Below are 12,042 nucleotides of genomic sequence, written 5' to 3' on the forward strand. Positions count from 1 at the left end.
TTTTTATGACAGCTCGTAACAATAAAACTATTTCACGAAATCAATATCAAAAGCACACGTGTCTCCCTGATATATAACAAAATACTTTACTCAACATGTAAAGCATAAATCCCACTTTTTATAAACTAAATTAAATACAAATGAAATTAAAACAACTAAAATTCGCTTTCGTTGCTCTGGCAGCAACAACCCTTTTTGTAAGCTGTAGTAATGATAAGGATAGTGATACTCCTGCACCGGAAGTAAAAAAAGAAATTGGTCTTTCGACAAGTGCAACCCTGGGTTCTTATTTATCGGATAAAAACGGAAAATCTTTATACTTTTTTGCAACAGACGCAAAAGGACAAGCATCTTGCACAGGCGGATGTGAAGCGGTATGGCCTCCATTTTATGTAGATAATTTTACTGCTGATAAATTAGCCGCAGGTTTAACATTTTCAGATTTTGCCACTATAACCACTACATCTGGCAAAAAACAATTAACCTACAAAGGATGGCCATTGTATTACTACGCACCAAGTGTAAACGGAACCAATACACCTGAAACTGCGGGACAAACAACAGGAGACGGAGTTGGCGGTGTTTGGTTTATAGCAAAACCCGACTATTCTATTATGATTGTAAGAAGTCAGCTTGTAGGTCATGACACAAAAAATTACAAATCTGATTATACTGTTGGCGATGGTCTTACAACCTATTTTACAGATGCAAAAGGATTTACATTGTACACTTTTAAAAATGACAATTTCAAGAAAAATAATTTCACAAAATCAGATTTTTCAAACAACGCTGTTTGGCCAATATACGAAACAGACAAAATTGTTGTTCCTTCTATTCTTGATAAATCTAAGTTTTCTGTAATTACAGTATTTGGTAAATCTCAATTGGTTTACAACGGTTGGCCTTTGTATTATTTCGGACAAGATGCTTCTGTGAGAGGGGCCAATAAAGGAATTAGTTTTCCTAGCCCGGGTGTTTGGCCAGTGCCTGTAAAAGATTCGCCACTTGCGATCTAAACATAATATCCATCTCAATTTTATTTATGTGTTTGCATAACACACTATTTTTCAAATTAGCCCAGTATGCTTTTGGGTTAATTTGATTTTTTTTTTACAAAATAACATTTTTGGGTAGGGTAATTTTCATCAAAGCTGTTTTACTATAGAACCTCATCAAAACAATAAATATGAAAAGAAAAAAAATAGCATTTGTAATTGCAGCCCTGTTGATTGTAATCTCGGCCGGAATTTATTTTTATTACGGATTTCTATTTAAAGAAGCACGTAATATACAATCCGAAATGCCTGATTATCATATATCGGCAACAAAATTACTCGAAGATTATAACGCTGATCCTAAAAAAGCAGACCAATTATACCTCAACAAAACCATTGAAATAACCGGTATCGTCACAAAAGAAACTGACTCTGTTCTCATACTCGAAAATACTGTTTTTTGTCTGTTTTCTCAAAAAGTTAAATATGCACTTATCAATAATAAAGTAACAGTTAAAGGCAAATGTATTGGCTACGACGAACTGTTTCAGGAAGTTAAAATAGACCAATGCACCATTAATAAATAAACAACCCAATTAATCTATTTATGAAAAAAATTCTAGTTCCAATCTGCCTTTTTTTAGTTACGATGGCATATTCACAGGATGATTTGCTAAAAAGTCTTGATTCTACTCAGGTACAAGACAGCTATTCGACAGCAACTTTTAAAGCTTTACAGCTGGTAACCTTACAGACCACAAAAATGCCTGCCAAAAAAGAATTCTATTTTGTGGTTTCACATCGTTTTGGAACTGTTAAAGATGGTTTTGAAAGTTTTTTTGGTCTTGATAATGCCACGACAAAACTTGGCGGAATTTACGGAGTAACTGACTGGTTATCCGTTAGTCTTTCCAGACATACTTTGAATAAAATGTATGAAACCGGCGTAAAATACCGAATGGCAAGACAAAGCAATACTTTCCCTCTGGATATTGTTGGATACAGTGTTGCGGATATTAACACATTTTTAGAAAAAGATCAATATCCGGGATTAGAATTCAAAAATCGCATGACTTATGTACAGCAATTATTGATATCCAGAAAAATAGGAGAAAAACTATCCTTAGAATTAGTTCCGTCATTTGTTCACAAAAATCTTTACAACCCTGACATAGAAAGAGACAATCAATTTTCTTTTGGAGGAGGCGGCCGCTATAAAATCACCAAACGATTGTCTGTGAATTTAGAGTACATGCACAATTTTGACAAACCCGAGTTTTACAAAAATCCATTATCGGTAGGTCTTGATGTCGAAACCGGCGGACATGTTTTTCAACTCATCTTTACCAATTCACAATCAATGAGTGAGAGCGGATATCTTACCAATGCATCTGGAAATTGGGGCAAAGGAGATTTCTTTTTCGGATTTAATCTCTACCGAGTATTTTAATAACTACAAATAACCAAATTATGAAAAAAGCAATAGCATTGACAATTTTACTGGCTGCATTTACCAGCTGTAGCGATTCTGATACTTATCAGGATATCGAAAAGAAGCCAGAAACAGGAAATCCTCCAACAAATCCAACAGATCCCACTACTCCAACTACTATTACTTACACTAAGAATGTAAAATCAATTATTGATGCTAATTGTATCGGTTGTCATCAAAATGGAAGATCTGCATCTTTTAAACCATTAACAACTTATGCTGAAGTTAAAGCCGCTGTTGAAAATGCAGGTTTATTAAACCGAATTCAGCTGCAAAATGGTCAGCAAGGTATTATGCCTCAAGGAGGAAGAATGTCTCAGACCAATATTGACCTAATTGTAAAATGGAATACTGACGGACTTAAAGAAAACTAAATATTATGAAAAAAACAGTTCTTAATTTCCTGGCTTTAGTATTGATTCTTGTAGCAAGTACAAATGTATTTGCACAAAAACTAATCACTAAAACGGGTAGTATAAAATTTCAGGCCTCAGTGCCTTCTTATGAAGAAATTGCTGCCGAAAACAAAAGTGTATCTGCCGTTTTAGAGCAATCAACCGGAGACTTTGCAGCATTGGTTCTTATCAAAGGTTTTCGTTTTAAGGTTGCTCTAATGGAAGAACATTTCAATGAAAACTACATGGAATCTGAAAAGTTTTCCAAAGCCACTTTAAAAGGTAAAATAGACGATTTCGACATTTCGACTGTTACTAATAGCCCTAAAAATTTCACTTTAAAAGGAGATCTTACTATCCACGGAAAAACAAAACCTGTTACTGTCATTATCAAAATTTCGAAAGCTGCTAACGGAGTAAATGCCATTGGTTCATTTGAAGTAAAACCGGAAGATTTTGATATCGAAATACCAAGCCTTGTTAGAAAAAAAGTTGCTGACAAAATAAAAATTACCTACAATTTTTTATTAGTCAAGTAAACTGTATTTGATGCAATCAAATTATTTAGATAATAGAATTCATCCAGTATTATTAACAAAACCAATCTTTTTTTGATCTTAAAGATCACTAAACATGACTAATGTTGTGAGGTCAGTTTCGTGTAAACTGGCCTCTTTTTTTTACTCCTAAATATATTAAAATGATCTGCAAAAATTATGTTGTTTCGGGAGAAGATGTAAATGATCATATGGTTATGGAAGATAGTGCCTACATTTCATACACACTACGATTATTATATCATTTTCTATTTTATAATGGAGTTTCAAGAGAAAAACTTAATGGGCTGCATGTTGAATTGCAAGAAGGAAATCAGGTATTACTTTTTCATAAAGACCTCATGTTTACAGAACCATTTTTTATTGAACTCAAACATTGTCATATAAATGATAAAATAAACGTTAAAAGCTGCTTTTTCAACTCAAAAAATGAATGCTGCGCAGAAATTACCAAAGAAATCGAATGGGTTGATTCTATTCATAAAGAAATCATTCCAGCTCCAAAACAAATTTTAAAGTATTTTGATACTAATACTAGAGAGAAATTTTTAAATTTCCTGTAATACAGAACTCGTTAAACCTTTAATAAAAGATTAAATCTGTTTAAAAAACAAAAAAGAGCCAAACCTTCGACTGTCCCGATTGAGAATGGGGATTGTCTATCCAGATAAGCTATTTCTTCGATTCATTTATTAATTTTTTAACTCTAACCCTACTTTTCCACTTTTTTACTTCCAATTCACGTTTATAAGCCAATGATTTTGTTTCAAATTCTTCAAAATAAATTACAATCCAATCTTTTGCTTTTCCTGTAAATCCTGAATGATTTGATAAATGTTTACGTAAACGTTCATCTAAACCTTCAGATGTATGACCTATATAATATTGATTTAATGTCTCTGAATATAAAATGTAGAAGAAATTCATATTAATTTTTACTAAATTATTTTAAACAAAAAAAGCCACTCGTTTGAGTGGCTTTTTGTAGTGAACGTAGAAGGATTTGAACCTTCGACCGTCCCGATTGGAAATCGGGAAGCTTTATCTAGTGAACGCAGAAGGATTCGAACCTTCGACCGCCTGCTTAGAAGGCAGGTGCTCTATCCAGCTGAGCTATGCGTCCATTTATTTTTAAACTTAACCTTCTGACCGTCCCGATTGGATATCGGGATGCTCTATCCAGCTGAGCTATGCGTCCATTTATTTTTAAACTTAACTTTCTGATCGTCCCGATTGGAAATCGGGGTGCTCTATCCAGCTGAGCTATGCGTCCATTTATTTTTAAACTTAACCTTATGACCGTCCCGATTGAAAATCGGGATGCTCTATCCAGCTGAGCTATGCGTCCATTTATTGTAAAACTTAACCTTCTGACCGTCCCGATTGAAAATCGGGGTGCTCTATCCAGCTGAGCTATGCGTCCATTTATTTTTAAACTTAACCTTATGACTGTCCCGATTGAAAATCGGGATGCTCTATCCAGCTGAGCTATGCGTCCATTTATTGTAAAACTTAACTTTCTGACCGTCCCGATTGGAAATCGGGATGCTCTATCCAGCTGAGCTATGCTTCTATTCTTAATAAAATAAAAAAGCCACTCGCTAGAATGGCTTTTTATGTGAACGCAGAAGGATTCGAACCTTCGACCGCCTGCTTAGAAGGCAGGTGCTCTATCCAGCTGAGCTATGCGTCCATTTTTCTTTAACTTAACCTTCTGATCGTCCCGATTGAAAATCGGGATGCTCTATCCAGCTGAGCTATGCGTCCATTTGTTTTAAAACTTTATGGCAAAGTTTCAGTCGGGGTGGCAGGATTCGAACCTGCGGCCTCCTGCTCCCAAAGCAGGCGCGATAACCGGGCTACGCTACACCCCGAGCTTTAATTTTAAATTTTGTATTTGTGTTAATCTAATTAAAATTAGAAACAAATACTTGGGTAAAGCTGAAACCCAAAAAGCAAATTATTAAGCGGAGAGACAGGGACTCGAACCCTGGCGACGGTTACCCGTCGACAGATTAGCAATCTGCTCCATTACCGCTCTGGCACCTCTCCAAGCTCAAGAAACGTGTTCTGTTTTGCGGTTGCAAATGTAAGACAACATTCCATATCTCACAACTATTTCAGCGCTTTTTTTTCACTTTTTTCAATCTTTTTTTTAAACCGCTTAACAATCAAACAAATAGAATTAACAAAAATTTCATATTAAATTTAAAATCTAATCGAATTGCCCCAAAATTTGAATTTATTCAAATAAAGAGTAAATTTGCTTGATTAACTAATATTAACAGAAAATGAACAAAAGAGTTGTTATCGTTTCTGCCGTTAGAACACCTATCGGAAGTTTCATGGGAGGTTTATCTACCGTACCCGCACCAAAATTAGGTGCTGCCGCTATAAAGGGAGCACTACAAAAAATTAACCTTGACCCAAAATTAGTTGATGAAGTATTCATGGGGAATGTGGTACAAGCCGGAGTTGGACAAGCACCAGCGCGTCAGGCTGCACTTTTCGCAGGACTTTCTGAAGAAGTTGCTGCAACTACAGTAAACAAAGTTTGTGCTTCAGGAATGAAAGCCGTTATGTTTGCTGCTCAGGCAATCGCTTGTGGGGATGCTGAGATTGTAGTTGCCGGAGGAATGGAAAACATGAGTTTGATTCCGCATTACGTACAAATGCGTAACGGAACTAAATTTGGCCCGGCAACAATGCTTGACGGAATGCAAAAAGATGGTTTGACAGATGCTTACGATAACAACGCAATGGGAGTTTGCGCTGACTTATGTGCATCTGAATACAACATCAGTCGTGAAGAACAAGACAATTTTGCTATTCAGTCTTACGAAAGAAGCGCAAAAGCATGGGATGCCGGAAAATTCGACAACGAAATTGTTCCCGTAGAAGTTCCGCAAAGACGTGGCGAACCAATGATTGTTTCTAAAGATGAAGAATATACCAATGTAAAATTGGACAAAATTCCTTCATTAAGCGCAGTTTTCACAAAAGACGGAACTGTAACGGCCGCAAACGCCTCGACAATCAATGACGGAGCTGCAGCTTTAGTTTTAATGTCTGAAGAAAAAGCAATCGCATTAGGATTAAAACCCCTGGCCTATATAAAAAGTTATGCAGATGCAGCTCAGGAACCAAAATGGTTTACTACGAGTCCTGCAAAAGCATTACCAAAAGCATTAGACAAAGCAGGGATTGCAATTGGCGATGTTGACTATTTCGAATTCAACGAAGCATTTGCCGTTGTTGGATTAGCCAATTCAAAAATTCTTAATCTTGATAACGATAAAGTAAACGTAAATGGTGGTGCAGTTTCATTAGGTCATCCTCTTGGATGCTCGGGAGCAAGAATCATCGTAACTTTGCTAAATGTTTTAGAACAAAACAATGCTAAAACCGGAGCTGCTGCAATTTGCAACGGTGGCGGTGGAGCATCAGCAATTGTTATCGAAAGAGCTTAAATAATATTACATTAGGAGTTATTTTCAAACAAAATAACTCCTAATTTTTCAACTAATAAATTACCTAAATGTTCGGAATTTGCAATCTAGCCATAGTACCCGTTCGATCTGAGCCAAGTGACAGAAGTGAAATCGTCACACAACTTTTGTTTGGCGAACACATCGAGATTTTAGAACGCCAAAATCAATGGGCCCGAATAAAAATACAATTCGATGACTACGAAGGTTGGGTAGATTCGAAACAATATCAGGTAATTTCTGAGGCAAATTACAATCAGTTAAGCAATGATGCCATTATTCTTAATGCCGATTTGATTGATTATATCAGTGCGCCCGAAAATTTATTATTACCAATTCCGCTTGGTGCATCTTTATCTTTTTTGAATAATAGCGAAATAAACACTTCAAACTTTGATTTCGAAGGCACAAAAACAAGTGGCATAAAACCTAAAAGCGCTTTAATAAGCACTGCTTTTATGTATTTGAACGCACCTTATCTTTGGGGCGGAAAAACACCTTTTGGTATTGACTGTTCCGGTTTTACCCAAATGGTTTACAAACTAAACGGATACAAAATACACCGCGATGCCTCACAACAAGCTCTTGAAGGAGAAGCTCTAAGTTTTATCGAAGAAAGTGAAGCAGGAGATTTAGCTTTTTTTGACAACGACGAAGGAAACATCATTCACGTAGGTATCATTATGGACAACAATTACATCATTCACGCAAGTGGAAAAGTCCGCATTGACCGTTTAGACCATTTAGGAATCTACAATCCAGAAACAAACAAACACACCCATAAATTAAGAGTAATCAAAAAGATTATTTAAACACGAATCCAATTAACACAAATTAAAAATCCTTTTAATCTGTGCAATCTGTGGCTAAAAAATTCACAACAATCCGTGTTTTCACTTGCGAATCTGCGTCATCCGTGTACCATTATTAAGCGCTGATTCGTATTACTTTTCTAAACTCAGAAGGACTATTCCCTCTCTGTTTCTTAAAGAATTTATTAAAATGACTTTCATCCGTAAAACCAAATTCGTACGCAATTTCGTTAATACGCTTATCACTAAACTGCAAACGATGCTCGATCAGTTTAGTTTTATAATTACTAATATATTGCTGCATCGTTTCATTAGCATGTTTCTTAAAATAACGTCCTAAATACGTATTCGAGATTCCAAAATAATCACTAATCGATTCTGCTTTAATTCTTTCAGGATAATAAATATTATTCTGAATATATTGCAAAATATCCATTGCTTTCGCCTCACAACCAATATTTACCTGCTCCGGCAAATACTTCGCAATATTGCGCGCCACAATAATAATCAAGGTATTCACCAATTGCTGAATCAATTCCTTATTATACACATCCTTATCCTGGCGTTCGCGAATAATCGCTTCAACCATCACCTTTACCAAGCATTTATCAGCCTCATTCTTCAGGATACAACCCGGCTGATGATTTGCATTTTGAAGAATATATTCTAAACGCTGAATATTCTCATTCTGCAAACTCGAATTCTTCAAATAAATATCATTAAACCTTAAAAAGAAAAACTTCGTTTTCGTTTCAATTGTAAAATTATGGCAATCCTCAGGCGTCAATAAAAACATATGTCCTGCATCATATTCAAAAATATTTTTGTTGATGCACTGCCTTCCCGTTCCCTCTAAAATATAAACCAGTTCAAAGAAATTATGACGATCACCCACATCCGGATATTCATCTAAAGTCTCAAAAGAAACAGTAAAAGGCTCGTATAAATTTTCTTTTTTCATGATACACTTTATTAATTCGGCTACAAAATTACATAAAAAAGACAAATATATACAACTTAACAGTCGTAAATATGGTATAATTTTGCTAAACAATTTTTAAGCATTAAAATATAAGATTATGGAATATAGAAAATTAGGCAATACTGAACTTGAATTATCAACTATTACATACGGTGCATTTGCCATTGGCGGAAACATGTGGGGCGGAAACGAAAAGAAAGATTCAATCGACTCTATTCACGCATCAATCGATCACGGCGTTACCACAATCGACACCGCTCCTTTCTACGGATTCGGACTAAGCGAAGAAATGATTGGAGAAGCTTTAAAATCAAAAGATCGTTCAAAAGTGCAGCTGTTAACCAAATTTGGTTTAGTTTGGGACGGAAGCAATCAAGGAAAAGGAGAATTCTTCTTTAATGCCGAAGACAACGGAAAAGAAATACCGGTTTACAAATACGCATCAAAAAGCAACATCATAAAAGAAGTCGAAGAAAGCTTAAAACGCCTTCAAACCGATTATATCGATCTATTACAAATTCACTGGCCAGACGCTACAACGCCAATCCATGAAACTATGGAAGCTTTACAAACCTTAATTCAACAAGGGAAAATCAGAGCAGCCGGAGTTAGTAATTATAGTGCAGACCAAATTAAAGAAGCACAAAAAACAATTCAATTAGCATCAAATCAAGTTCCGTTTAGTATGCTGAACCAGGCAATTCAAACCGATTTAGTTCCGCTTACCATTCAGGAAAACATCGGGATCATTGCTTACAGCCCAATGGAAAGAGGTTTATTAACCGGAAAATATTTCACAGACAGCAAACTAAAAGACAACGATCACAGAAACGGATATTTTGGTCAGTTCGATCTTCAAAAAGTAAAAACTTTGGTCGAAGAATTAAGTTCAATGGCAAACGCAAAACACATTTCGATTTCACAATTAGTATTGCGTTGGACGACTTTACAAAAAGGAATTACAATAGTTTTAGCCGGAGCAAGAAACGCAGAGCAAGCCATTTCAAACGCAAAAACATTAGATTTTGACTTATCAGTTTCTGAATTAGATTTTATCAATCAGGCAATTTCAAAACTTAAATAAAACTTATTTAAACACAAAGGGACAGAGCTTTTAGCAATCTTTAAAAGGCATTTCACTTGCATTAACAAACATAGTTTACGCAATCTTGTCATTTCGACGAAGGAGAAATCACACTCGGGATTCGACAAAGATTGTCGACATTCTTTATAGAGTTTCTAGTGCGATTCCTCGTTCCCCGGAATGACAAACTTTGAGAACTATGTGTTTAAAAAAATCTCAAAAATTAAATAATAACAATTTGGGCGTGTCCCAAGGGCCGGGCTATCCACTACAATCTTTTATGCCGAACACCGGCACAAAAGGATTTTCACTCCTATCCCTCACGCAACCCAGATTCATTAGAAAAAAAAGTAAAATGAAGAAAATATTCATCATCAACGGAAGTCAAAATTTTGCGCATTCAGGCGGAAAATTCAATGAAACCGTTACCAACTGGACAATCGAATTCTTAAAAAACAACAAGCAATTCGAAATCAAAACAACCGATATCAAACAAGATTTTGACTTAGACGAAGAAGTAGAAAAATTCGTTTGGGCAGACGTAATCGTTTATCACACACCAGTTTGGTGGTTTCAATTACCAAACCTTTTCAAAAAATACATCGACGACGTTTTCACTGCCGGACACAACAAAGGAATCTACAAAAGCGACGGAAGAACCAGAACAAATCCAGATATCAATTACGGAACCGGAGGACAATTACACGGACGTAAATATATGCTAACCACAAGCTGGAATGCACCAGCAACAGCTTTCACGCTTCCTGGAGAATTCTTCGAAGAAACATCTGTAGACGACGGAGCTATGTTTGGCTTTCATAAAATGAATAAATTTGTAGGTATGCAAAAATTAGACGGATTTCATTTCCACGATGTCGAAAAAGGTGCAACAGCGGAAAATATTGACATCTTCAAGGAAAACTATACCAATCACTTAGAACAAACCTTTAAAAATCTATAATTATGATCTCAATTACAGCAATTTTCAAAAGCAAACCAGAGAATATAGAACAAGTAAAAAGTATGCTAAATTATTTGGTTACCGAAACCAGAAAAAAAGCAGCTTGCATTCGTTATGATCTTCATCATAGTGAAAATGTTTTTATTATTTGGGAAGAATGGAAAGATCAGCCAGGTCTTGACATACACAACAATCAGCCTTACTTACTAGATTTTATCGCTAAAAGCGAAAGTTTAGTTGCAGCACCAATTCAGGTTTACAAAACAGTGCAAATACTATAATCAAGACAATGAGAGCACTACTAACTAATACTTACGAATCTGAATTTGTAAGCACTCAAATGGAGAAACCTACTCCTAAAAAAGGAGAAGTTTTAGTAAAAATACATGCAAGCGGCGTAAACCCAATCGATAACAAAATCAGACTTGGACTTTCGCCGTATGCATCACCGGTTTTACCAGCCGTTTTAGGCACTGATCTTGCCGGAGTAATCGAAGCAATTGGCGAAGGCGTTACAGAATTTAAAGTTGGTGACGAAGTCTACGGACTTGCCGGGGGGGTGTTAGGACTTCAGGGAACTTTAGCAGAATATACCGCCGTCGACGCTGATTTATTGGCCATAAAACCAAAAAATCTAAGCATGAAAGAAGCTGCCGGAGTTCCGCTAGTATTACTTACCGCCTGGGAAGGTTTGATTGACAGAGCCAGAGTAAAAAAAGGTGACAAAGTTCTGGTTCACGCCGGAGCTGGAGGCGTTGGTCATATGGTAGTTCAGCTTGCCAAAAATATTGGTGCCGAAGTTTACGCAACAGTTTCTGAACAAAAAGCAAATTTTGTAAAATCATTTGGAGCAACTCCAATAGATAAAAATACTCCAGTTGAAGATTACGTAAATCAATACACAAACGGAGAAGGATTCGACGTTATTTACGATACCCTTGGCGGACAATCTTTTGATGATTCCTTAAAAGCCATTCGTCATTACGGTCAAATCGCAAGTTGTTATGCTTTCGGGACACATACTTTGGCAACAAGTTCGCTTCGTTCTGCGAGTATTCACGGTGTTTTTGTATTACACCCGATGATTGGTAACGAAAGAAGAAAACATCATGGTAATATCCTGAAACAAACCACAAAACTAATCGAAGAAGGAAAATTAAAACCTATCATAGATCCAAGAAAATTCACTCTTGACAATGCTATGGAAGCACATAAAGCAGTAAGTGACGGCTCAGCAATTGGAAAAATTGTTGTAGATATTGTTTAAGTTTTTTTG

General features: G+C 36.0%; 14 protein-coding genes and 4 tRNA genes. 12 read left to right on the forward strand and 6 right to left on the reverse strand.

Translation table 11 applies throughout. The features are described from left to right. Window positions 1-140 precede the first annotated feature (140 nt). From L0669_RS20685 to L0669_RS20710, 6 genes are all read left to right on the forward strand, one after another. A complete protein-coding gene (locus tag L0669_RS20685; protein ID WP_263759773.1) occupies window positions 141-1,016 on the forward strand; it encodes a hypothetical protein in 876 nt (291 codons plus the stop codon). A gap of 170 nt (window positions 1,017-1,186) precedes the next feature. Further along, window positions 1,187-1,582 (forward strand): OB-fold putative lipoprotein, encoded by a 396-nt coding sequence (locus L0669_RS20690; RefSeq protein ID WP_263759774.1) that lies wholly within the window; start codon window positions 1,187-1,189, stop codon window positions 1,580-1,582. 20 nt (window positions 1,583-1,602) lie between these two features. Then, complete coding sequence (locus L0669_RS20695) at window positions 1,603-2,445, forward strand: DUF5777 family beta-barrel protein (RefSeq protein ID WP_263759775.1); 843 nt, start codon at window positions 1,603-1,605, stop codon at window positions 2,443-2,445. 20 nt (window positions 2,446-2,465) lie between these two features. Then, window positions 2,466-2,861 carry a c-type cytochrome gene (locus L0669_RS20700; RefSeq protein WP_263759776.1) on the forward strand — a complete coding sequence of 132 codons (396 nt, stop codon included), beginning with the start codon at window positions 2,466-2,468 and terminating at the stop codon, window positions 2,859-2,861. 5 nt (window positions 2,862-2,866) lie between these two features. Next, window positions 2,867-3,421, forward strand: a complete 555-nt coding sequence (locus L0669_RS20705; RefSeq protein WP_263759777.1) for a YceI family protein — start codon at window positions 2,867-2,869, stop codon at window positions 3,419-3,421. A 161-nt stretch (window positions 3,422-3,582) separates the two neighbouring features. Beyond that, complete coding sequence (locus L0669_RS20710) at window positions 3,583-4,002, forward strand: hypothetical protein (protein WP_263759778.1); 420 nt, start codon at window positions 3,583-3,585, stop codon at window positions 4,000-4,002. 109 nt (window positions 4,003-4,111) lie between these two features. Here L0669_RS20710 and L0669_RS20715 read toward each other — a convergent pair whose 3' ends face one another. From L0669_RS20715 to L0669_RS20735, 5 genes are all read right to left on the reverse strand, one after another. Then, window positions 4,112-4,366, reverse strand: a complete 255-nt coding sequence (locus L0669_RS20715) for a GIY-YIG nuclease family protein (RefSeq protein ID WP_263759779.1) — start codon at window positions 4,364-4,366, stop codon at window positions 4,112-4,114. Between the two features lie 122 nt (window positions 4,367-4,488). Next, a tRNA-Arg gene (locus L0669_RS20720) sits at window positions 4,489-4,562 on the reverse strand. Window positions 4,563-5,058: 496 nt separating this feature from the next. Beyond that, window positions 5,059-5,132: transfer RNA gene (locus L0669_RS20725), tRNA-Arg, on the reverse strand. A gap of 106 nt (window positions 5,133-5,238) precedes the next feature. After that, window positions 5,239-5,313: transfer RNA gene (locus L0669_RS20730), tRNA-Pro, on the reverse strand. Window positions 5,314-5,407: 94 nt separating this feature from the next. Beyond that, window positions 5,408-5,491, reverse strand: a tRNA-Ser gene (locus tag L0669_RS20735). Window positions 5,492-5,730: 239 nt separating this feature from the next. Between L0669_RS20735 and L0669_RS20740 the strand changes: the two genes are divergently transcribed. Both L0669_RS20740 and L0669_RS20745 read left to right on the forward strand, forming a co-directional pair. Then, a complete protein-coding gene (locus L0669_RS20740) occupies window positions 5,731-6,909 on the forward strand; it encodes an acetyl-CoA C-acyltransferase (protein WP_263759780.1) in 1,179 nt (392 codons plus the stop codon). Between the two features lie 68 nt (window positions 6,910-6,977). Next, on the forward strand, window positions 6,978-7,739 hold the full coding sequence (locus L0669_RS20745; protein WP_263759781.1) for a C40 family peptidase: 762 nt from the start codon (window positions 6,978-6,980) through the stop codon (window positions 7,737-7,739). Between the two features lie 115 nt (window positions 7,740-7,854). Here the strand turns inward: L0669_RS20745 and L0669_RS20750 are convergent, their stop codons facing one another. Further along, the gene (locus L0669_RS20750) at window positions 7,855-8,700 is read right to left on the reverse strand and encodes an AraC family transcriptional regulator (RefSeq protein ID WP_173970041.1); all 846 of its coding nucleotides are present in this window, start codon (window positions 8,698-8,700) and stop codon (window positions 7,855-7,857) included. 118 nt (window positions 8,701-8,818) lie between these two features. Here L0669_RS20750 and L0669_RS20755 point away from each other — a divergent pair, with 118 nt between their 5' ends. The 4 genes from L0669_RS20755 to L0669_RS20770 all read left to right on the forward strand — a co-directional run bounded on the left by L0669_RS20755 (window position 8,819) and on the right by L0669_RS20770 (window position 12,033). Then, window positions 8,819-9,805 carry an aldo/keto reductase gene (locus L0669_RS20755; protein WP_263759782.1) on the forward strand — a complete coding sequence of 329 codons (987 nt, stop codon included), beginning with the start codon at window positions 8,819-8,821 and terminating at the stop codon, window positions 9,803-9,805. 355 nt (window positions 9,806-10,160) lie between these two features. Further along, window positions 10,161-10,766 carry an NAD(P)H-dependent oxidoreductase gene (locus tag L0669_RS20760; protein WP_263759783.1) on the forward strand — a complete coding sequence of 202 codons (606 nt, stop codon included), beginning with the start codon at window positions 10,161-10,163 and terminating at the stop codon, window positions 10,764-10,766. 2 nt (window positions 10,767-10,768) lie between these two features. Next, window positions 10,769-11,047: a putative quinol monooxygenase gene (locus L0669_RS20765; protein WP_263759784.1), complete on the forward strand. Its 279-nt coding sequence runs from the start codon at window positions 10,769-10,771 to the stop codon at window positions 11,045-11,047. Between the two features lie 8 nt (window positions 11,048-11,055). Then, window positions 11,056-12,033, forward strand: coding sequence for a zinc-dependent alcohol dehydrogenase family protein (locus L0669_RS20770; protein ID WP_263759785.1), 978 nt, complete (start codon window positions 11,056-11,058; stop codon window positions 12,031-12,033). The last annotated feature ends 9 nt before the right edge of the window (window positions 12,034-12,042 follow it).

The organism is Flavobacterium bizetiae (assembly GCF_024271895.1).
GTDB classification, from domain to species: domain Bacteria; phylum Bacteroidota; class Bacteroidia; order Flavobacteriales; family Flavobacteriaceae; genus Flavobacterium; species Flavobacterium bizetiae.